Source organism: Streptomyces sp. NPDC102402, assembly GCF_044765765.1.
Taxonomy (GTDB): Bacteria; Actinomycetota; Actinomycetes; order Streptomycetales; family Streptomycetaceae; genus Streptomyces.
Genome location: NZ_JBIWKR010000003.1, coordinates 49,256 through 70,482 on the forward strand (window position 1 = coordinate 49,256; position 21,227 = coordinate 70,482).

The window sequence follows — 21,227 nt, forward strand, 5'->3', positions numbered from 1 at the left end:
TGCTGATGACACGTGCCCGCCCTCTCCTCGTGGCACTCCCCACATGCCTTCCCGCAGGGCCCGGAGGCACTTCCGAGCAAAAAGTCATTTTCTTTCGTAAGTGATCTCTATTTTTGCGTTGCCCTTTGTAGGGTGAGCTCCGTGACGAAACGACGACTCTCCCAGGTGGCCGAGTACGCGGGTGTCAGCGAGGCCACGGTCAGCCGTGTCCTCAACGGCAGCCCCGATGTGGCGCGCACGACCCGCGAAGCGGTGCTGAGCGCTCTGGACGTGTGCGGGATCGAGCGGCCGAGCCGCTACCGGGCCGAGCGGGCCGCGCTGATCGGCCTGGTCGTGCCCGATCTGCAGAATCCGATCTTCTCCGCCTTCGCCGAGGCCCTGTGCGGCCTGCTCAACAAGCGCGGGCTCATACCCGTGCTCTGCACGAGGACGGCCGACGGCGTCTCCGAGGCGCACTACATCGAGATGCTCCTGCGCCAGAACATCGGGGGCATCGTCTTCATCGGTGCCAGCTACGCCGACGCCGGCCCCGAACACGGCCGTGCGCTGCGGGAACGCAGGATCCCCATGGTGCTCCTCAACGCCGCCGACGAGAACACGGGCGTCCCCCAGGTCAGGGTGGACGACGCGCTCGCCGCCGACCAGGCGCTGACCCACCTCGAGGCGCTGGGGCACGAACGGATCGGCGTGATCCTCGGCCCGGTGGGACACGTCCCCTCGGCCCGGAAGCTCGCCGGGTTCGCCGCCTTCTGCGCGCGCAGGGGCATCCCCGCCGACGACTGGCGGCGGCTGGTGGCCCACGCGCTCTTCACGATGGAGGGCGGCGCCACCGCGCTGCCGCGACTGCTGGCGGAAGGGGTCACCGGCATCGTTTGCGCCAGTGACGCCCTCGCGCTCGGGGCGGTCCGGGGCGCCCGCCGTCAGGGGGTGTCCGTGCCGCGGGACCTCTCGGTGGCCGGCTTCGACGACTCCCCGTTCATGGTGGCCACGGACCCTCCGCTGACCACGGCCCGGCAGCCGATCCAGGCGATGGCCTCCGCGGTCGTCGCGTCCCTGGTGGCGCAGATCGACGGCCACGCGGGAGCAAACGAACTGATGATGTTCGACACCGAGCTGATCGTCCGGGGGTCCACCGCCGCCCGGCCCCGCTGAGCGGCCTCGGGGGCGCCCGTGTTTCTTGCACAAGCCCCTGAGATTACTTTCTTGCGCAGATGCATTGACTTCTTGCGTAACGGGCTTCTACCTTCGGCGCAGCTCAGTGCTCGGGGTCCGACAACCCCGCAGCGGACCTCCAGGAAGGCACGATCCCCATGGTTGGCATGCCCGGCATCAGCAGACGTCAGGTCCTCGGCTCGGCGACGGCCGTCGCCCTCTCCCTCGCCCTCACGGCCTGCGGCGGCTCCGCGGACTCGCCGTCCGGCGTGGACAAGAACGGCGTGGTCACGATCAGCGTGAACGGCATGCCCGCCAAGACGCAGGCCGTCGACCGCAAGAACTTCATGGAGGACGTCGCGGCCTTCGAGAAGAGCCACCCGAAGATCAAGATCGACGCCCGCGAGGGCCAGATGGACCCGAAGACCTTCGCGGCCAAGCTCGCGGGCGGTCAGCTGGAGGACGTGTACTACGTCTACTTCACCGACCCCGCCGGACTGATCCAGCGCCGCCAGGCTGCCGACATCAGCGACTACGTCGGCGACGTGCCGTACTTCGACGACATCGACCCGGCGCTGATGAAGGTCTTCAAGGACGCCGAGGGCAAGACGTACGGCCTGCCCACCGGCAACTACTCGATGGGCCTGCTCTACAACCGCGACCTGTTCGCCAAGGCCGGTCTCGACCCAGACAAGCCGCCGGCCACCTGGGAGGAGGTGCGCACCGCCGCGAAGAAGATCAGCGCGCTCGGTGACGGCACGGTCGGATACGCCGACTACAGCAAGAACAACCAGGGCGGCTGGCACCTCACCTCGTGGATCTACTCCATGGGCGGGGAGGTGGCCACGAAGCAGGACGGCCGCTGGAAGGCCGCCTTCGACAGCGAGGCGGGCCGCAAGGCGCTCAACGCCCTGCACGACATGCGCTGGACCGACAAGAGCATGGGCACCCGCCAGCTCCTGGAGATAGCCGACGTCCAGAAGATGATGGGCGCCGGCAAGCTGGGGATGTACATGGCGGGCCCCGACAACATCCCCACCATCGTCAAGCAGTTCGAGCGCGAGTACGAGGAGTACGGCCTGGCCGCGCTGCCCGGGACCGCGACCCTCGGCGGTGGCGACGGCTTCATGTTCAACCCGAAGGCCTCGCCGGAGAAGATCAAGGCCGGGCTGACATGGGTCCAGTGGAAGTACCTGCGGAGCCCCGAGCGCGAGAAGATCGACAGCGAGCGGTCCAAGGAGACGGGCGTGCCGATCGGGCTGCCGCAGCCCCGGCTGTTCGCCGGTGAGGCGCAGGCGGAGATCGACAGGATCCACGAGCAGTACGCCAACACCCCGGTGAAGAACTACCAGCCGTTCATCGAGCGCAACGCACAGGTGGAGACCAAGGTCGAGCCGCCCAGTGCCCAGCAGCTCTACACCGTCCTCGACGGGGTCATGCAGGCCGTCCTGACCAAGGAGAACGCCGACATCGACGCCCTGCTGGCCGAGGCGTCCAAGAAGGCCGACACCATCCTCGCCTCGGTGAAGTGACGTGGCGATGTCCGTCCGGCCACGCACCACAGCCGCGGAGAAGACCACGGAAGCCGCCGGTCCTCCACCCGCTCCCCGCCCCCGGACGGGGAGCGGGGCCGGGAACCCCCGGCTCCGCCGGGCCCTGCGGGAGAACGCGGTCGCCTATCTCTTCCTCGCCGCGGGCCTGCTCTGCTTCGCGCTCTTCTCCTGGTACCCGATCGTGCGGGGAGCCCTGCTCGGATTCCAGCAGGTCACCTTCGCCGAACCCGCCCGATGGGTGGGCCTGGACAACTTCCGGCGCCTCTTCGACGACCCGCTGTTCCTCACCGCCTGGCAGAACACCGGCTACTTCACGCTGCTCGCCCTCGTGTTCGGCTTCGCCGCACCCTTCGCCACCGCCGTCGTCCTGAACGAACTGCGGCACGGCAGCTCGTATCTGCGGATGACCGTCTACCTGCCGGTCATGCTCCCGCCGATCGTCACCATGCTGCTCTGGCGCCAGTTCTACGATCCCGGCCCCGGCCTGTTCAACAACGTCCTGGGAGTCCTCCAGCTGCCGGCCCAGCAGTGGCTGGAGTCGGAGAACCTCGCCATGGTCTCCCTGGTCCTCGTCTCCACCTGGGCCAACATGGGCACGACCACCCTGATCTACCTGGCGGCGCTCGGCGGCATCCCCGGCGAGCTGTACGAGGCGGCCGAACTCGACGGCGCGTCGGTCCGGCAACGGCTGTGGCACGTCACGATCCCGCAGATGCGGTTCATCCTGATGATCACGCTGCTGCTCCAGGTCATCGGCACGATGCAGGTCTTCGTCGAGCCCTTCGTCCTCACCGGCGGAGGACCCGACGACGCCACCGTCACCGTGCTCCTGCTCCTGTACCGCTACGCCTTCGTCTACAACGACTTCGGCCTGGCCAGCGCCATGAGCACCCTGCTCTTCCTGGTGCTCGGCCTCTTCTCCGTCGTCTATCTGCGCCTGACCCGCAGCAAGGGCTGAGAGGAACCGTCCCCATGGCCGCCGAAACCCCCGTACGCACCCTGATCGCGCCCGCCGAGATGAACCGGCGCACCGGCCGGTTCCTCTACCGCTTCGTGCTCGTCGCCACCCTCACCGGCTTCACCATCGCCTTCGTCTTCCCGCTCTACTGGATGACGACGGGAGCGGTGAAGTCGTCGTCCGAGCTCGGCGACCCGAACCCCAGCCTCTTCCCCGAGAGCTGGCACCCCGAGAGCTACACGGATGCCTGGACGAACGTCGGACTCGGCCACTTCTTCCTCAACACGCTGGTGCTGGCCCTCGGTGCCTGGCTGACCCAGCTGCTGGTCGACGTGTCCGCCGCCTACGCCCTGTCCAAGCTCCGGCCCCTGCTCGGCAACGTCGTCCTCGGCATGATGCTGGCGACCCTGATGCTGCCGGTGTCGGCGCTGCTCGTCCCGACCTACCTGACGGTGGTCGACGTCCCGCTCTTCCACGTCAACCTGATCAACACGCCGTTCGCGATCTGGCTCCCCGCCGCCGCCAACGCCTTCAACATCTTCATCCTCAAGCGGTTCTTCGACCAGATCCCCGCGGAACTCCTCGACTCCGCACGCATCGACGGGGCGGGCACGCTCAGGGTCCTGGTCTCGGTGGTCCTGCCGCTCTCCCGGCCGGTGCTCGCCGTCGTGTCGATCTTCGCGGTCGTGGGGGTCTGGAAGGACTTCCTCTGGCCGATGCTCGTCCTCCCCGACGAGGCGAAGCAGCCCATCACCGTCGCGCTCAACCGGCTCTCCGAGTTCATGCCGGCCAACCAGCTCCTGGCCGGGATGGTCATGGCGAGCATCCCCCTGCTCGCCCTCTTCCTGATCTTCCAGCGCCACATCATCGCGGGTCTCACCGCGGGCAGCCTCAAGGGCTGACCCACCCCCACAGGAAGGACACACAGACGTGTCTCCTGCACCAAGAATGCGCTCCCGGGCCGCCGCGCGGCTCACCTACCCCGTACTCCTGGCCCTGCTCGGCACCGCCCTGTACGGGACGGCGTCCGCACAGGCGGCGTCCGTCACGCTGGAAGCCGAGTCGGCCCGGCTGTCCGGCGGGGCAGCCGTCTCCACAGACCACGGCGGCTACACCGGATCGGGCTTCGTCGGAGGCTTCACCGACGCCAACAAGGGCTCCGCCTCCGTCTCCTTCGGTGTGGACTCAGCCGAGGCCGGGGCCGGGACCGTAGCCCTGCGGTACGCGAACGGTACCGGCGCGGCGATGACGCTGAGCCTGTACGTGAACGGGGCGAAGGTCCGGCAGGTGAGCCTGCCGGCGACCGCGAACTGGGACACCTGGGCCACCCGCCAGGAGTCGGTGACCTACAGGAAGGGCGCCAACACGGTCGCCTGGACCTTCACCACCGCCGACAGCGGCAACGTCAACATCGACAACGCCACCGCGGCCACCTCCAGCGGCACGGGAACACCGACGCCCTCCGGCGCCCTCGAAGCCGAGTCCGCCCAGCTGTCGGGCGGCGCCCTCGCGGGCTCCGACCACAGCGGCTACACGGGGTCGGGCTTCGTCGGAGGCTTCACCGACGCCAACAAGGGCTCCGCCTCCGTCTCCTTCGGTGTGGACTCCGCCGAAGCCGGGGCCGGGACCGTAGCCCTGCGGTACGCGAACGGCACCGGCGCGGCGATGACGCTGAGCCTGTACGTGAACGGGGCGAAGGTCCGGCAGGTGAGCCTGCCGGCGACCGCGAACTGGGACACCTGGGCCACCCGCCAGGAGTCGGTGACCTACAAGAAGGGCGCCAACACCGTCGCCTGGACCTTCACCACCGCCGACAGCGGCAACGTCAACATCGACAGCGTCACCCCTGTCACCCCCACCGAGCCGACGGACCCCACCGATCCCACCGAACCGGGGACCCTGACCCACCAGGCCGAGGACGCCTTCGTCTCCGGCGGACCGGCCAAGGCCACCGCCGCCACCGGCTACGAGGGCAGCGCCTACCTCTCCGGCTTCACCGCCACCGGCGCCCGCGCCGTCTTCGCGGTCGACGCGCCCCGCGCGGCCACCTACCCGGTGACCGTTCGCTACCGCACGCCCGACAGCGCGGCGTCCACCGTCACCCTGCTGGCCAACGGCACCACCGTCCGCCGAGTGACGCTGCCCGGCACCGGCGGCGCGTGGAAGAGCGCCTCCACCGACGCCCCCCTGCGGGCCGCGCTCAACCACGTCACCCTGCGCACCGCGTCGGGGGACAACGGCACCCTCCAGCTCGACGGCATCGGAGTCACCGGTTCCACGCCGAACGACACCCGGGGCGCCACGCTGCCGTACACCACGTACGAGGCGGAGAGCGGCAGCACCAACGCCACGACCACCGGCCCCGACCGCACCTACCTCTCCGTGCCGTCCGAGGCGTCCGGCCGCAAGGCCGTCGTCCTGGACTCCACCGGCGAGTACGTGCAGTTCACGCTGACCGAGCCGGCGAACGCGCTGACCCTGCGCTACTCCGTCCCGGACAACGCGGCCGGCACCGGCATCGACACCACGCTCAGCGTCTACGCCGACGGCACCCAGCTCCGCGACCTGCCGCTCACCTCGAAGTACAGCTGGGTCTACGGGGGTTACCCGTACAACAACGACCCCTCGCAGGGCTCCGGCCACCACTTCTTCGACGAGACCCGCACCCTGCTGACGGGAACCCTCCCGGTCGGCACCGTGCTCAAGTTCCAGAAGGACGCCGGAGACACCGCCGCCTCCTACACCCTGGACCTCGTCGAGACGGAGAGCGCGCCCGCCGCGCTGACCATGCCGTCCACCGGCTTCGTCTCCGCGACCACCCTCGGCGTCACCCCGAACGACTCCACCGACGACACCAGCGCCCTCAACTCGGCGCTGACCACGGCCACCTCGCAGGGCAAGGGCCTCTGGCTGCCCACCGGGACGTACGACATCTCGGGCCACGTCAACCTCGCGGGGGCCGACCTGCGCGGCGCCGGACAGTGGCAGACCGTGCTGCGCGGCAAGAACGGCAAGGGAGGGCTCTTCGGGCGCGGCGGCACCAGCAACGTCCAGGACCTGATGATCGCCGGAGACGTCTCCTACCGCGACGACGCCGGCTTCGACGCGGCGATCGAGGGTGACTTCGGGAACAACTCCACCCTCACGAACATCTGGATGCAGCACACCAAGGTCGGTCTCTGGATCGACGCCCCGACCGTCGGCCTGTACGCCTCAGGGCTCCGCATCCGCGACACCTTCGCCGACGGCGTCAACCTGCACAAGGGCACCAGGACCACCGAGGTCTCCCACAGCAGCGTGCGCAACACCGGTGACGACGGGCTCGCGATGTTCTCGGAGGCCCAGGCCGTCACGGACAGCGCGTTCCGCTTCAACACCGTGCAGCTCCCGATGCTCGCCAACACCGTCGGCATCTACGGCGGCCACGGCAACCGGGTCGAGGACAACCTCCTCGCCGACACCGTCACCGGCTCCTCCGGCATCGCCGTCAGCAGCCGCTTCGCCCCCGTGCCCTTCAGCGGGACGACCTCCGTCCAGCGCAACACCCTGACGCGCACCGGCGGCTACGAGCCCAACTGGCAGAGCAAGCTCGGCGCCCTGTGGATCTACGCCGACTCCTCCGACATCACCGCGCCCGTCCTGATCAAGGACAACCAGATCCTCGACAGCACCTACAGCGGGCTCCTCGTGTCCTGGCAGAAGAACGTCAGCGCCCTCACCGTCGACGGACTGAAGATCGACAAGGCCGGTTCCTACGGCATCGAGATCAACTCCGCCGGCGCCGGGACCTTCTCCGGGGTCACCGTCTCCGGTGCCGCGGCGGGCGGCCTCTCCCACGCGGGTGGCTTCACGGTCACCCGGGGCGCCGGCAACACCGGCTGGTAGCCCGAACGGTGCGGGCCCGCCCCTGACCTGCGGGCCCGCACCACCCCATGTATACCGAGCAAGGAGTCTCAGTGACCACCCACTGGTGGCGGCACGCCGCGATCTACCAGATCTACGTACGCAGCTTCGCGGACGGCGACGGGGACGGGACCGGGGATCTCGCCGGGGTCCGCAGCCGCCTCCCGTATCTGCGTGAGCTCGGCGTCGACGCCCTGTGGTTCAACCCCTGGTACACCTCACCGATGGCCGACGGCGGCTACGACGTGGCGGACTACCGCGACATCGACCCGCTCTTCGGCACCCTCGCCGAGGCCGAGCGGCTCATCACCGAGGCCCATGAGCACGAGCTGCGCGTCCTGATCGACCTCGTGCCGAACCACTGCTCCGACCAGCACGTCTGGTTCCGCGACGCGCTCGCCGCAGGCCCCGGATCGCCGGAGCGCGACCGCTTCTGGTTCGTCCCCGGGCGGGGGGCGGACGGGGAACTGCCGCCCAACGACTGGACCTCGTACTTCGGCGGCAGCGCGTGGACCCGGATCACGGAGGCCGACGGCACCGCCGGGCCCTGGTACCTCCACATGTTCGCACCCGAGCAGCCCGACCTGAACTGGGAGCACCCCGAGGTGCGCGCCGAGTTCGAGGACGTCCTGCGGTTCTGGCTGGACCGGGGCGTGGACGGCTTCCGCATCGATGTCGCCCACGGCCTGGCGAAGAAGCCCGGCCTGCCCGACGTCGGACCGGACCCGGACGTCACGGACCTGCCGTACCAGGACTGCGACGCGGTGCACGACATCTACCGGTCCTGGCGCAAGATCCTCGACACCTACGACGGCGAGCGGACCTTCGTGGGCGAGGTGTGGCTGCCGACGCCCGAGCAGTCGGCGCGCTACCTGCGCCCCGACGAGCTGCACTCCGCGTTCAACTTCGACTTCCTGTGCTGCGCGTGGGACGCGGACGCGCTGCGGCGGGTCGTCGAGGAGACCTTCGCCGGGCACGCGCCGGTGGGGGCGCCGCCCACCTGGGTGCTGTCCAACCACGACACGATCCGCCACGTCACGCGGTACGGGCGCGAGGACACCTCGTTCGACATGGGTGACAAGCGGCTGCTCGATCCGAGCGACCCGGTGCTCGGCCGGCGCCGCGCACGGGCGGCGGCCCTGCTGACGCTGTCGCTGCCGGGCGGCGTGTACGTCTACCAGGGGGACGAGCTGGGTCTGCCGGAGGTGCAGGACCTGCCCGACGCGCTCATCCAGGACCCCACCTTCGTACGGTCGGGCGGGACGGACCGGGGGAGGGACGGGTGCCGGGTGCCGTTGCCGTGGAGCGGGTCGGGGGCCTCGCTCGGATTCTCGCCCGAGACGGCCACGGCGTCCCCCTGGCTTCCGCAGCCGGCGTCCTGGTCCGGCCTGAGCGTGGCCGCGCAGGAGGGGGACCCGGACTCCTTCCTCAGCCTCTACCGGACCGCGCTGGCCCTGCGCCGTGAGCGCCTGGCCGGCCTGCCGGAGTCACTGACGTGGGTCGAGGCCGGGCCGGGGACGGTGTGCTTCGACCGGGACGGCGGCTTCCGCTGCCTGCTGAACGCCTCGGACTCCGCCGTCCCGCTGCCGGAGGGCGCCGCCGTCCTGCTCGCCAGCGGCCCGCTGACGGACGGGAGTCTGCCCCCGGACACGGCGGTCTGGCTGACCCTCTAGCAGTCCGGAGAACGCCGTGTCCCCGGCCGCCCGGTGGCGGCCGGGGACACGGCGTGCCCGGAACGGATCGGATCAGAGGGCCAGCGACAGGAGCACCGGCGCCGCACGCCGGTTGAGCGTGGCGGCCGCGGCACGCAGCCGGTGCGCGTGCTCGATCGGCAGGGACAGGGCCAGGCACCCCGCCGACGACCCGGCCGTCAGGGGGACCGCCGCGCACACCGTGCCCATGGCGTACTCCTGCAGGTCCAGGACCGGCACCGTCGCGGGCTGGCTGTCCAGCTTCGAGAAGAGCACCTTCTCGCTCGTGATGGTCCTCGACGTCAGCCGTGCGATCCGGTGCCGCGCCATGTGGTCGCGGCGGCCGTTCTGGTCGAGCTGCGTCAGCAGGCACTTCCCGATCGCGCTGGCGTGCGCCGCCGAGCGGAAGTCCACCCACTCGTTGACGGCGGGCGTGCGTGGACCGTCCGCGACCTGCGTGACCCGGATCTCCCCGTCGACGTAGCGGCTGACGTAGACCGCCGCACCGACCGAATCCCGCAGCTGGACCAGCGTCTGCTGGAGCCTCGCCTCCAGGGCCCGCCTACGGGCCGCGCCGGAGCCGAGTTCGAGGAGCGAGGAACCGACGATGTACGCGCCGTCGGCGACCTGTTCGACGTACCCCTCGCGGCGCAGGGTCAGCAGGAGGGGTGTGAGGTGCCCGGGAGGCAGGCCCGTCTCCCGGGAGATCCGGGCCTCGGTCACCCCACTGCCGTGCGTGGAGACGGACTCGAGCACGCGCAAGGCGTACTGCACCGAATGGAACGGCGCCTTCGGCTCGGGCTTCAACGCCACGGTTCCCCCTTCAGGGCCTCTACCAGGTTGTGACCTCAAGCTCACGACCCACGATAGTCGCCGAATGGCCGATTTGGAGTGGGCGTCGGGGAGTTGATGGTGCGCCCCGGTACCGTCAGCTGGGGCGCACCCTTTCGGCATATGCCTAGGTCACGAGCTTTGTGGCAAAGGCGAGGTCACAGCACCGCGTTGAGGAACTCGCGCGTACGTTCGTGTTCGGGGTCGGTGAACATCTTCTCGGGGGTGCCGGACTCCACGACCCGGCCCGCGTCGAACATGAGTACCTTCTCCGAGATGTCCCGGGCGAAGTTCATCTCGTGGGTCACGCAGAGCATGGTGATGTCGGTGGTCCTGGCGATGTCGCTCAGCAGGTCCAGCACACCGGCCACGAGTTCGGGGTCCAGCGCGGACGTCACCTCGTCGAGCAGCAGGATCTCCGGCCGCATCGCCAGCGCCCGCGCGATCGCCACGCGCTGCTGCTGGCCGCCGGAGAGCTGGGAGGGGTGTGCGTCGATCTTCCCGGAGAGCCCGACGAGGTCGAGCAGCTCCCGGGCACGGATCTCCGCCACCTCCTTCTCCATGCCGAGGACGTTGACCGGTGCCTCGGTGATGTTCTGGAGGACCTTCATGTTGGGGAAGAGGTTGAACTGCTGGAAGACCATCCCGATCTTCTTCCGGGACTCGCGCAGTTGCCTCTCGCCCGCGGGCTTCAGCGATCCGGAAGGCGTGCGCACGTGGGACAGCGGGGAGCCGTCGACCCAGATGACGCCGTCGCTGACCTTCTCCAGCGTCATGAGCAGTCGCAGGATGGTGGTCTTGCCCGAGCCGCTCGGCCCGATCAGCGTGACGTGCTCGCCGCGCCGCACGCTGAAGTCCAGCTCGTCCAGCACCACATGGTCGCCGTAGCGCTTGACGACCTTGTCGAAGCGGACCAGCGGCTCGACGCCCGTGGCCAGGGGGTCCCCGGCCGCGTCCGCGATCTTACTGAGGGGGGCGGGTTCAGTGGCCAAGGCGCTTCTCCAGCTTTCTCATCAGCAGCGAGGTCGGGTAGCTCGCGACCAGGAAGATCAGCCCGGCGAGCGTCCACGCCTCCGTGTACGCGAAGTGGTCGGCCCCGTACTTCCGGGCCTCGAAGACCATCTCCTGCACCGTGATCACGGCCAGGAACGGGGTCTCCTTGAACATCGAGACTGCGTAGTTGCCCAGCGCCGGCAGCACGTTGCGCACCGCCTGGGGCAGGATCACCGCCTGCCAGGTCCGCCCGGGCGACATGGACAGGGCCCGGCACGCCTCCCACTGCCCCTTGGGCACCCCGTCGATCCCGGCCCGGTACACCTCGGAGGTGTACGTGGCGTAGTGGATGCCCAGCACCACGATGCCGGTGGTCAGCGGCTCCACGGTGGGGAACACGGCCACCGCGCCCACCAGCTGGACCAGCAGGGGGGTGGAGCGGACGAACTCCATGACGGCCTTCACGGGCACCGTCACGAAGCGGGACGGTGCCCGTCCGGCCACCGCGATGGCGAGCCCGAGCACCGCCGCGACGAGCGTGCCGAGCACGGTCGCCAGCAGGGTGACGCGGAACCCTTCGAGCAGCAGGGGAAGGGCCTCGCCGGCGGCGTCCCAGTCGAATGTCTGGTTCACCGGGTGCCTCCGGCCGTCGTGACGGGTTCGGCGCTACGGGTCCTGAACAGTCCCCGGGCGCCGGTGTGCAGGCCGAGGCGCCGCTTGGCGGACCGCTCCAGCAGGTTCATCAGCAGCGTCAGCGCGTAGGCGAGAACGAAGTAGACGGCGAGCAGCAGCAGATACGCGGCGAGGCTCTCGCCCGTCAGGCTGCGGACGTGCTCGATCGCGGTCATCAGGTCCGCCGCGGAGAGCAGCCACAGCAGCGGTGTGGCCTTCAGCAGCTGGATCAGCAGGTTCGTGAAGGAGGGGATCATCTGCACCCAGGCCTGGGGCAGGATCACCTTCCGCATCCGGTGGAACGGCGACATGTTCAGTGCCACGGCCGCCTCGTACTGGGCGCGCGGCACGGAGTTGATCGCGCCGCGCACGATCTCGGAGCCGTACGCCCCGAAGTTCAGGCCGAGAGCGACCACCCCGCAGAGCAGAGGCGTCAGTTCGTACCCCGTCAGCTGCGGCATCGCGTAGTAGAACCAGAACAGCTGGACGTAGAGCGAGGTGCCGCGGAAGAACTCCACGACGGTCCGGGAGACGCCGCGCACCGGCAGGAGCCCGCTGCCCGCCATCAGACCGAGGGCGAACGACAGGGCCAGTGCCAGCAGGGAACCCAGGACGGTCGCTTGCAGCGTCACCCAGAAGCCGGACCCGATCTGGGGGAACTCGTCGGCGAAGGTGGAGAAGAAGTCACTCATACGGTGTGGTCCGCCCCCGTCAGCCCTTGCACAGGTCGGCGGTCTTCAGCGTGGCCGGCGGGACCTCCGTGGCGCCGAAGCCGTACTCCTGCAGCAGCTCCACGTAGCGCGACCTGTCGGAGACGATCTTCTTGAGCTCGCGGTTGAAGGAGTCCCGCAGGTCCTCGTTGCCCTGGCGGAACACGGCGCCGCCCGGGGAGAACTGCTGCTTCCCGTCCAGCTCGGGGACGAAGGCCTCGGTCACCTCGGTGTCCGGGTTGGTCTTCGCCAGCCAGCGCAGGGAGATGCCGGTGAGCAGGAAGGCGTCGACCCGGCCGCCCTTGACCGCGTCCGCGCCGTCCTGCGGCTTCTGCAGCGTCTTGATCTTCCCCTCGGCGATGCCGGCGCCCTTGGCGTACGAGGCCTCCACCGCGCCCGACATCACGCCGACGGTGACCCCCGCGGCCTTCGCCGACGCCAGGTCGGTGAGCTTCTTCGGGTTGCCCTTCTTCACCATCAGGGCCGTCGGCGAGATGAACTCCGGCTCTGAGAAGAGGGCGTTGGCGCAGCGCTCGGGAGTGATCGCCATGCCGGCGCTGACCACGTCGTACTTGCCCGCCTGGAGACCGGGGATGAGGCCGTCCCACTCCGAGAGGGTGGGCTTCAGCTCCTCGACACCGAGGGCCTTGAATATCTCCCGGTGGAGGGTGGGCGCCTCACCCTTGAGCTCCTTGCCCTCCATGTAGCCGTACGGGGCCTCGTTGGCGTAGGCGACCCGGACGAAGCCCTGCTTGCGGAGCTTGTCGAGCGCGCCCTCGCCGTCCGCGGCGCCGGCGTCGGTCTTGCTGCACGCGGAGAGCAGGCCGGGGACGACGAGCAGACCTCCCACGGCCGCCGATCGATTGAGGAAGCCCCGACGGGACAGGTGAGGGAAGTCAGCCATGGTTCGCAATCTCCTGGAGAAATCGGGGTGTCGAACAGTCCGGACAGGGTGAGCACCTGCCCGATCCCGGACTTCTATGCAGCAAGCGCTGCCATGTAACCGAACGGTGGCCGGAGGGTGACCTTCCCGTGTCTCGTCATGGGCGGAGGGCGACGGCCGGTGTGCGGGGTGTGTTTCCCGCGGTGGAGGCGTTCATGACTGGCCGTCATGACGGCCCGATCAGCCGGGGATGTCCGGAGAGGGGACGTAACCGCGCTGTATGTCCACCGTGTTGGGGAGCGGCTCACCCGTGGCCCAGAGTTCGTACATCGACACGAACTGCTCACCCAGCCGGTCCCGCCAGCCTGCCGTGTCCCCGCTCATGTGCGGGGAGACCAGCAGGCCGGGCACGTCCCACAGCGGGCTGGACGGGCCGAGCGGTTCCTCCTGGAACACATCGAGGGCGGCGCCCGCGATCCAGTTCCTGCGCAGCGCCTCGGCCAGGTCCCCCTCGACGGTGAGCGGACCGCGTCCCACGTTCACGAAATGGGCGGAGGGCTGCAGCAGGCCGAAGAAGCGGGCGTCGAACATCCCGCGCGTCGCGTCCGTCAGCGGGGCCGCGGAGATCACCCAGTCCGCGCTCGCCGCCAGCCGGTCCAGGTCCTCGATGCCGTGGATGGTGCGACGCGCCGTACGGCCGACGAGTGCCACCTGGACGCCCAGGCCGTGCAGCAGCCGCATGATCTCGCGGCCGATGGGGCCCGCTCCGACGACCACCGCGCGGCTGCCGGCGAGCCCCCGCGTCTCCCGGTGGCGCCACGTGCGCCGCCGCTGGAGCTCCAGCGTGCGGGGAAGGTCCTTCGCGAAGGCGAGTACCAGCCCCGCGACGTACTCGGCGATCGGCAGCTCGAAGACGCCGCGGGCGTTGGTGACGACGGTGGGGGAGGCGGCGAGCTCCGGGCAGAGGAGCCGGTCCACGCCGGCACTCGCCGTGTGGACCCACCGCGGGCGGGGTCCGTCGCCGGGCCATGCCGCGCGGACGGCGTCGGAGGTGAAGTCCCAGACGAGCAGCACGTCCGCCCCGGGCAGCTCGCGGGCCAGCGTCCGCTCGTCGGCGTACCGGACGGAGGCCCGGCCGGTCAGCCGGCCCAGCCGCGGTGGCGGGTCGGCGTCCAGGACGAGGATCACGGGAGTGGTCATCAGGAACGCCCACGCTCGCACCGCGGGGCATGCCCGTCAACCCGGCCCCGGTGCCGCGGGAGACGGCGCGCGGACACCGTCCAGGCATCCGTGCCGCGGGAGGAACCGCTGGTCAGGGCCTTTGCGGGCGACGATACGGGGCTGAAAGGGGAATACTTGTCCCAGGCAGGGGCACCGGTGACACGAGCACCCCAGGACATCCGGACGAACGGGAAGGATGGACATGACGACCGTAGGACTTCTCTACCCGGGCCACGCCGCGGAGGACGACTTCCCGCGGATCGAGGTCATGCTCGACAGCGACATCAGAGTGCCGCTCTTCCACACCGACATCGACGAGGACGCCCGCAGGGCCGAGAACCTCCGCGCCGCGGGCACCCCCGACCGGCTGGCCGCCGGAGTCGAGGAACTGCGGATGGCCGGTGCCGAATCGCTTGTCTGGGCCTGCTCCGGCGCCAGTTTCGCCTACGGCTGGGACGGCGCGCACGAACAGGCGGCGGAGCTGGCCAGGGCCGCGGGGCTCCCCGCGTCCAGTACGTCGGTCGCCTTCGTCCAGGCGGTGCGCGAGCTGGGCGCCTCCCGGGTCGCGGTCGCCGCGACCTACTCCGAGGACGTCGCCGCGCTGTTCGCCGGCTTCCTGGAGGCCGGAGGCGTCGAGGTCGCGGCGACCCGGGGCAGCGGCATCATCGGCGCCTCCGAGGCGGCCGCCGCGGACGTGGAGCTCGTGAAGGAGCTGGCCGTGGCCGGGGACCACCCCGACGCCGAGGTGGTCCTCCTCCCCGACAACGCCCTGCACACCGCCGCGTACGTCCCCGAGCTGGAGGAACTCCTGGGCAAGCCCGTCCTCACCGCCAACCAGGTGGCCGTCTGGGAAGGGCTCCGGCTGGCCGAGCGCCGCATCTGGGCCCCCACCCTCGGCACCCTCTTCGCCACCCGCGAGCCCCCGCTGGGCGCCTCCGAGCCCCGGGGCATCGAGGTGCGGGAGTGAGCGGTCGGAGCGAAGGCGGGCGCGGGGAACAGGCGTCGCGGGAATAAGCGGAGCCATCCTCCTGTTTGCACCCTCCGGTACACAGACGCAGCACCGGAGAGGCCGAACACGTGGACGAGAACCGAGGCGACCAGATTCGCGGCACAGCGGGCGGGACGGCCTCCGTGCCCCTCTCCGTGCTCGACCTGGTGACCGTGGGCCAGGGCCGCACGGCGACCCAGGCCCTGCGCACCAGTGTGGACATCGCCAAGCTCGCCGAGAGCCGCGGTTTCCACCGCTTCTGGGTGGCCGAGCACCACTCCATGCCCGGCGTGGCCTCCTCGTCCCCCGCCGTGATCCTCGCGCACCTCGCCGCCCACACCGAGCGCATCAGGCTCGGCTCCGGCGGCGTGATGCTGCCCAACCACGCTCCCCTGGTGATCGCCGAGCAGTTCGGCACGCTGGAGGCCATGGCCCCCGGCCGTGTCGACCTCGGCCTCGGCCGGGCGCCCGGCACGGACGGCGCCACCGCGGCCGCCCTGCGGCGCACGGACCGCCTGAACGAGGGCGCCGACGATTTCCCTCAGCAGCTGGCGGAGCTGACCCGCTTCCTGGACGACGACTTCCCGGACGGGCACCCCTACGCCCGTATCCACGCCGTCCCCGGCCCCGTGCAGGCCACCTCGCCCGGCGGGGTGCAGTCGCCCGGCCGCCCGCCCGTGTGGCTGCTGGGCTCCTCCGGGTTCAGCGCCCGGCTCGCCGGTGTCCTGGGCCTGCCCTTCGCGTTCGCCCACCACTTCTCGGCCCGCAACACGGTCCCGGCCCTGGACCTGTACCGGGAGTCCTTCAGGCCCTCCGCGGTGCTCGACGCCCCCTACGCCCTCATCGGGGTCGCGGCCCTGGCCGCCGACGACGAGCGCGAGGCCCGGCGACAGGTGCTCACCGGAGCCCTGTCCATGGTCCGCCTGCGCACCGGACGCCCCGGCCTCGTGCCGACCCCCGAGGAGGCGGAGGCGCACGACTTCAGCCCCATGGAACGCGAATTCGTCGACGGCTGGCTGAAGGACATCGTCCACGGCACGGCGGACGAGGTCCGCGGCGGACTGGACGACCTGGCCAAGCGGACCGGCGCCGACGAGCTGATGATCACGGCCAACGCGCACGGCGGCGAAGCCCGGCTGCGCTCGTACGAGCTGATCGCCGACGCCTACGGGCTGCCCTCGGCGGGCTGACCGCGTCCGGCTCCCCGGGGTGGCGGTGTGACCGCGCGTCCGGCTCCCCGGGGTGGCCGGTCAGCCCTCCGGGGACCGGGTGCCGATCAGTTCGGCGATCCGCTCCGGGGCCACCGCACGCGAGTACAGCCACCCCTGGCCGGTGTCGCAGCCGATCCGGCGCAGCCGCTCCGCCTGGCCCGAGGTCTCCACGCACTCCGCGGTGACCGTCAGGCCCAGGCGGTGCGCCAGCTGCACCATGGCCTCGACGATCGTCTCGTCGGCCGGGCTGGGGTGGGCGCCGTCCTCGTAGCGGAAGCCGCGCACGAAGGAGCCGTCCAGCTTCAGCACGGAGACGGGCAGCCTGCTGAGATAGGCGAGGTTGGAGTAGCCCGTGCCGAAGTCGTCGATCGCGATGCGGACGCCCATGTCGCTGAGCGCCTGGAGCACGCGCAACGGCCGGCCCGACGACCCCATGACCGCCGACTCGGTCAGCTCCAGCTGCAGCAGGCCGGGTTCGAGGCCCGTCTCCGCGAGGATCTCCGCCACGTCGGCGACCAGGTCGGAGTCCCGGAGCTGCCGCACGGCGACATTGACGCTGATGAACAGCGCGGGCTCGTCCGGGTGTTCCAGCTGCCAGCGGCGGGCCTGGCGGCAGGCCGTGCGCAGCACCCACCGGCCGAGCTGGACGATCGTGCCGTCCTCCTCGGCGATCGGGACGAAGCGGCTCGGCGCCAGCAGCCCGAACCGCGGGTGGTTCCACCGCACCAGGGCCTCCACACCCCGTACGACCTCGTCCGCCATGCCGACCAGCGGCTGGTACTCCAGTGTGAACTCCCCGCGCTCGACGGCCGGGAGGAGCGTGGCGGAGAGCGCCTGCCGGGTCATCCGGTGCGCGTTGCGCTCGGCGTCGTAGAGGGTCCAGCGGGCCCGGCCGTCGGCCTTCGCCCAGTACAGCGTGGTGTCCGCGGCCTGCATGAGCGCGGTCGCCGAGGTGCCGGACGACGCACGCTCCACCACCCCGATCGACGCGGAGACCGACAGCCTGTGCCCCGCCACCTCGAAGGGCCGCTGGAGAGCGGTGAGCACCGAGCGGGCGAGATCGGTGAGCTGTCGCGTACCCGAGGAGTCGTCCACCAGGATCGCGAACTCGTCACCGCCGAGGCGGGCCACGAGATGGCCGCCGGTGCGGTGGTCGTCGGCCTCGGCGCAGTCGGTGAGCCGTCCGGCCACGGCGGCGAGCAGCCGGTCGCCGGTGCGGTGCCCCAGGGTGTCGTTGACCGCCTTGAAGCCGTCGATGTCCAGGTAGCAGAGACCGATCCGGCCGTGGTGCGGCGGTGAGCCGTCCTGGGGCTGCGGGCTCTCCAGGGCGGCCGTGAGCCGTTCGAAGAACAGGGTGCGGTTGGGCAGCCGGGTCACCGGATCGTGCATCCGCAGATGACGCAGCCGTTCCCGCAGCTCGCGCCGGTCGCTGACGTCGGAGACGGACAGCAGCGCACGGCCCGCGCCGGTCCCCGGGTCGCCCATCGGCACGACGGTGACCTCGGCCCACAGCGGCCTGCCGTCGGCGTGCTTGAGCCGCCGGGTGCAGCGGAGCCGGGGACGGGTGCCGCGCAGGACCTCGGTGTACGCCTGCCAGGTGGGGCTGTCCGAGGTGAGACCGACGAGGCCGGCCGCGAGCTGCCCGGTCAGGGACGCGGGATCGGCACCGAGGAACCCGCCGAGCGCCTCGTTCGGCCTGACGATCCTGCCGAGACGGTCCACGACGGCCATCGGGAGCGCGGCGGCGGCGAACGCGGCGCGGTAGTCGCGCAGCTCGGAGACGTCCGAACCCTGACGTTCACGCTGAGTGATATCCGGTGGCCCGGTTCCGGGGGACACGCCCGCCCGGGGGATCGGCCCTTCGGAGGTTCCGCTCACCGCTCGCTCCCACTGTGCAGATCGTCGTGAACAGGTGTGGCCGGGCAGGGGCGTGGCGTGGAGTGCCGCGCCGGAGGCGGGAACCACGCAGGAAATCGAGGTGAAGCATAGAGGGTGGCGCGTCGGCCGTTCCAGCGCGGCCTTCGTTTCGGACACGCCGCACGCGCATGGCCCACGTCTGTCCCGGGCGCGGCACCCTCATGCATTTTGGTCACAGGTGATCACTTTTGCGCCGATCTGGTGGTTTCGGATTTCCGGGTGAGCGAATGTGACTTTCTGTGAGGGGGGCCGTCCGATCTCGGCTGATCAATCCGGACGCCGTTGACCCGTGTGGGGCAGCACAACAGGGCGTACGCCGCCGAACCGGCACAGGGTGAAGGGCAGGTCCCGCATTCGCCACCCGGAGGTAGATGTGCCGCGTCAGCACGGATCCGGGGGTGTGGAGAGGCCGAGGCTGCGCAGCGCGGCGGCCGCCCTGACCTCGCTCCTGGCGCTCGCCGCCACCGGGCTCGTCGCAGGCCCCGCCGTGGCGGCGTCACGTGACGCGGGACCGTGCGCCCTGCCCAGGACCGGGGCCCACCACTCTCTGGGCCTCGACACCTGGAACGGGGCCTACCCGCGCCCCGGCCGCAACCTTGACGCGGTCATGGTCTTCCTCGCGTTCCCCGACTCCGAGCCCGTCGTGTCCCCCGAGGTGCTGGCCGCCGACTACTTCCCCTCGACCACCCGCTTCTTCCAGCGCGCCTCGTACGGGAAGTTCACCCTGCGCGCCCACCCGCAACGGCAGTGGACCCGCATGCCGCGCCCCTCCACCTGGTACGGCATACAGCGCGACTGGGGCTCGGAGCGGCGCAGCGACTACCTGCGGGACGCGATCGAGGCCGCCGACGAGCAGACCGACTTCTCCGCCCACGACATCGTCTACCTCGTCGCCGACCCGGACGCGCCCGGTGTCGACTCCGACGCCACCAAGGTCGTCAACTTCGACCGGCCGGTGCGCGCCGACGGCACGGACATCAGGCGCGTCGTCACGGTCTTCGAGGAGCACCCGCCGGACCGGAACGTCCTCGCGCACGAGACGGGGCACGTCTTCGACCTGGCCGACCTCTACCACCGGCCGGAGGACGGCAAGGGCGACTGGGACACCTACGTCGGGGACTGGGACGTGATGGGCAGCCAGTTCGGACTGGCCCCCGATCTGTTCGGCTGGCACAAGTGGAAGCTCGGCTGGCTGGAGGGCGCGGAGGTCGTGTGCGTGCAGGGGTCCGCCGACCTCACCCTGGAACCCATGGCCGAGGTGCCCGTGCCGGGTGCGTCCGTCGGGACCCGCCTCGCCGTCGTCAGGACCGGTGCCGACAGCGCGCTGGCCATCGAGGCCCGCAGTGCCACGGGCAACGACCGGACGACCTGCACCGAGGGGGTGCTCGTCTACCGCATCCGCAACGCGACACCGTCCGGCGGCGGCCCCGTCGAGGTCCTGGACACCCACCCCGAGTCCGACGCCTGCTGGGACCGGTCGGTCTACCCGCCCCTCGCGGACGCCCCGCTCCGGGAGGGCGAGCGCTTCACCGTGCCGGGCGAGCGCATCCGCATCGACGTCGCCGACCGGACCCGCTCGGGAGCCTGGACCGTCCGGATCGCCACCGGAACCTGAGACCGGGCAGGCACACGAAGAAGCCCCCTCGCTTCCGCGAGGGGGCTTCTTCCGTCGGTGCGCCGTCAGGGACTCGAACCCCGGACCCGCTGATTAAGAGTCAGCTGCTCTAACCAACTGAGCTAACGGCGCCTGGTGACGTCGTAGACATTAGCACCCGGATCGGCGGGAGGAAAAATCGAATTCCCGGTGGTCGACGGCGCGGCCGACCTGCACACCCGCACACAGGCCCACAGCAGTACGTCCGGGCCCGGCAGCCAGGGGTTGCGGGTGTCCGGGGCGACCACCCAGCGGGGCCCGCCCGAGTCCGCACCGCCGGTGAGGGGCGGGACGGTGACCGCGTCCCCCGTGCCGTGGCAGAGCACCGGCGGCAGTGCGCCCCGCTGCCCGCGCGGGCTGCCGGCGGAGCCCGTGCCCCACTCCTCCCAGGCCAGCAGGGACGGCAGGCGCTGGGCGGTACCCGGGGAGGCGAAGAGCAGCATCCGGCCCCGGTGCGTGGCGACCGGACCCGACCCGGGCCCCTCGGCCCAGAGCCGCTCCAGCATCCGCCTGCCGAACAGCGCGGGGACGTTCACGACGTCGAATGAGGAGCCGCAGGGCAGCACGCCGGGCGAGGAGGGGCGCGACTCCCACTGCGAGAGCGTGCTGCGAGGGTAGGGCGTGGAGCCCGCCAGCCAGGCCGCTCCGGACGCCGTGACCTGAGCGGCGCGGTCGTCGGCGCGGTCCCGGAGCAGAGCGAAGATGTCGACACCGTGGTGCGGGGCGGCATCGGTCCGCAGGGTCGCTTCGTCATTCAGCCATACGCTCATGGCGTCATGTCTACCGGCCGTAACGCTACTGTTGCCCAGAGTCGCCGAAAGCCGGACAGGGCGTGGGGCGACGGGGTATCTTGCCCGGCGGCATATGCCGCAGGTGTACCCGCGACAGCG

17 protein-coding genes and 1 tRNA gene are annotated in these 21,227 nt (G+C 70.7%); 9 read left to right on the plus strand and 9 right to left on the minus strand.

Translation table 11 applies throughout. The features are described 5' to 3' along the window. The first annotated feature begins 141 nt into the window (after positions 1 to 141). From ACIRJR_RS09855 to ACIRJR_RS09880, 6 genes are all read left to right on the plus strand, one after another. Entirely contained in the window at positions 142 to 1,152 is a 1,011-nt protein-coding gene (locus ACIRJR_RS09855) for a LacI family DNA-binding transcriptional regulator (RefSeq protein WP_403776591.1), read from the plus strand. 158 nt (positions 1,153 to 1,310) lie between these two features. After that, positions 1,311 to 2,684, plus strand: a complete 1,374-nt coding sequence (locus tag ACIRJR_RS09860; RefSeq protein WP_403776594.1) for an ABC transporter substrate-binding protein — start codon at positions 1,311 to 1,313, stop codon at positions 2,682 to 2,684. Between the two features lie 7 nt (positions 2,685 to 2,691). After that, the gene (locus ACIRJR_RS09865) at positions 2,692 to 3,663 is read left to right on the plus strand and encodes a carbohydrate ABC transporter permease (RefSeq protein ID WP_403776596.1); all 972 of its coding nucleotides are present in this window, start codon (positions 2,692 to 2,694) and stop codon (positions 3,661 to 3,663) included. A gap of 14 nt (positions 3,664 to 3,677) precedes the next feature. Then, complete coding sequence (locus ACIRJR_RS09870) at positions 3,678 to 4,565, plus strand: carbohydrate ABC transporter permease (protein ID WP_403776599.1); 888 nt, start codon at positions 3,678 to 3,680, stop codon at positions 4,563 to 4,565. A 28-nt stretch (positions 4,566 to 4,593) separates the two neighbouring features. Then, positions 4,594 to 7,548: a carbohydrate-binding protein gene (locus ACIRJR_RS09875; RefSeq protein WP_403776602.1), complete on the plus strand. Its 2,955-nt coding sequence runs from the start codon at positions 4,594 to 4,596 to the stop codon at positions 7,546 to 7,548. A 47-nt stretch (positions 7,549 to 7,595) separates the two neighbouring features. Next, positions 7,596 to 9,239 carry a glycoside hydrolase family 13 protein gene (locus ACIRJR_RS09880; RefSeq protein WP_403776605.1) on the plus strand — a complete coding sequence of 548 codons (1,644 nt, stop codon included), beginning with the start codon at positions 7,596 to 7,598 and terminating at the stop codon, positions 9,237 to 9,239. Between the two features lie 72 nt (positions 9,240 to 9,311). Here the strand turns inward: ACIRJR_RS09880 and ACIRJR_RS09885 are convergent, their stop codons facing one another. The 6 genes from ACIRJR_RS09885 to ACIRJR_RS09910 form a co-directional block, all read right to left on the minus strand. Further along, positions 9,312 to 10,070 (minus strand): IclR family transcriptional regulator C-terminal domain-containing protein, encoded by a 759-nt coding sequence (locus ACIRJR_RS09885; protein WP_403776608.1) that lies wholly within the window; start codon positions 10,068 to 10,070, stop codon positions 9,312 to 9,314. 176 nt (positions 10,071 to 10,246) lie between these two features. Further along, positions 10,247 to 11,080, minus strand: coding sequence for an ectoine/hydroxyectoine ABC transporter ATP-binding protein EhuA (gene ehuA / locus ACIRJR_RS09890; RefSeq protein WP_403776611.1), 834 nt, complete (start codon positions 11,078 to 11,080; stop codon positions 10,247 to 10,249). After that, entirely contained in the window at positions 11,070 to 11,714 is a 645-nt protein-coding gene (gene ehuD, locus ACIRJR_RS09895; RefSeq protein WP_403776614.1) for an ectoine/hydroxyectoine ABC transporter permease subunit EhuD, read from the minus strand. Before ehuD ends, ehuA begins: the two co-directional genes overlap by 11 nt. Next, the gene (ehuC, locus tag ACIRJR_RS09900) at positions 11,711 to 12,445 is read right to left on the minus strand and encodes an ectoine/hydroxyectoine ABC transporter permease subunit EhuC (protein WP_403776617.1); all 735 of its coding nucleotides are present in this window, start codon (positions 12,443 to 12,445) and stop codon (positions 11,711 to 11,713) included. Before ehuC ends, ehuD begins: the two co-directional genes overlap by 4 nt. 19 nt (positions 12,446 to 12,464) lie before the next feature. Further along, on the minus strand, positions 12,465 to 13,367 hold the full coding sequence (gene ehuB, locus ACIRJR_RS09905) for an ectoine/hydroxyectoine ABC transporter substrate-binding protein EhuB (RefSeq protein WP_403776619.1): 903 nt from the start codon (positions 13,365 to 13,367) through the stop codon (positions 12,465 to 12,467). Positions 13,368 to 13,586: 219 nt separating this feature from the next. Beyond that, a complete protein-coding gene (locus tag ACIRJR_RS09910; protein ID WP_403776622.1) occupies positions 13,587 to 14,546 on the minus strand; it encodes a D-2-hydroxyacid dehydrogenase in 960 nt (319 codons plus the stop codon). A 223-nt stretch (positions 14,547 to 14,769) separates the two neighbouring features. Between ACIRJR_RS09910 and ACIRJR_RS09915 the strand changes: the two genes are divergently transcribed. Further along, a complete protein-coding gene (locus ACIRJR_RS09915) occupies positions 14,770 to 15,534 on the plus strand; it encodes a decarboxylase (RefSeq protein ID WP_403776625.1) in 765 nt (254 codons plus the stop codon). Positions 15,535 to 15,644: 110 nt separating this feature from the next. Beyond that, on the plus strand, positions 15,645 to 16,745 hold the full coding sequence (locus ACIRJR_RS09920) for an LLM class flavin-dependent oxidoreductase (protein WP_403776628.1): 1,101 nt from the start codon (positions 15,645 to 15,647) through the stop codon (positions 16,743 to 16,745). Positions 16,746 to 16,805: 60 nt separating this feature from the next. On the opposite strand, the gene ACIRJR_RS09925 is transcribed toward ACIRJR_RS09920, so the two are convergent. After that, on the minus strand, positions 16,806 to 18,644 hold the full coding sequence (locus ACIRJR_RS09925; protein WP_403776631.1) for a putative bifunctional diguanylate cyclase/phosphodiesterase: 1,839 nt from the start codon (positions 18,642 to 18,644) through the stop codon (positions 16,806 to 16,808). A 412-nt stretch (positions 18,645 to 19,056) separates the two neighbouring features. On the opposite strand from ACIRJR_RS09925, the gene ACIRJR_RS09930 reads away from it, so the two are divergent. Next, a complete protein-coding gene (locus tag ACIRJR_RS09930; RefSeq protein ID WP_403776634.1) occupies positions 19,057 to 20,298 on the plus strand; it encodes a M6 family metalloprotease domain-containing protein in 1,242 nt (413 codons plus the stop codon). A gap of 58 nt (positions 20,299 to 20,356) precedes the next feature. On the opposite strand, the gene ACIRJR_RS09935 is transcribed toward ACIRJR_RS09930, so the two are convergent. Both ACIRJR_RS09935 and ACIRJR_RS09940 read right to left on the minus strand, forming a co-directional pair. Continuing rightward, positions 20,357 to 20,430 (minus strand) — tRNA-Lys (locus ACIRJR_RS09935). Then, positions 20,421 to 21,107 carry a hypothetical protein gene (locus ACIRJR_RS09940; protein ID WP_403776637.1) on the minus strand — a complete coding sequence of 229 codons (687 nt, stop codon included), beginning with the start codon at positions 21,105 to 21,107 and terminating at the stop codon, positions 20,421 to 20,423. Before ACIRJR_RS09940 ends, ACIRJR_RS09935 begins: the two co-directional genes overlap by 10 nt. Between the last annotated feature and the right edge of the window lie 120 nt (positions 21,108 to 21,227).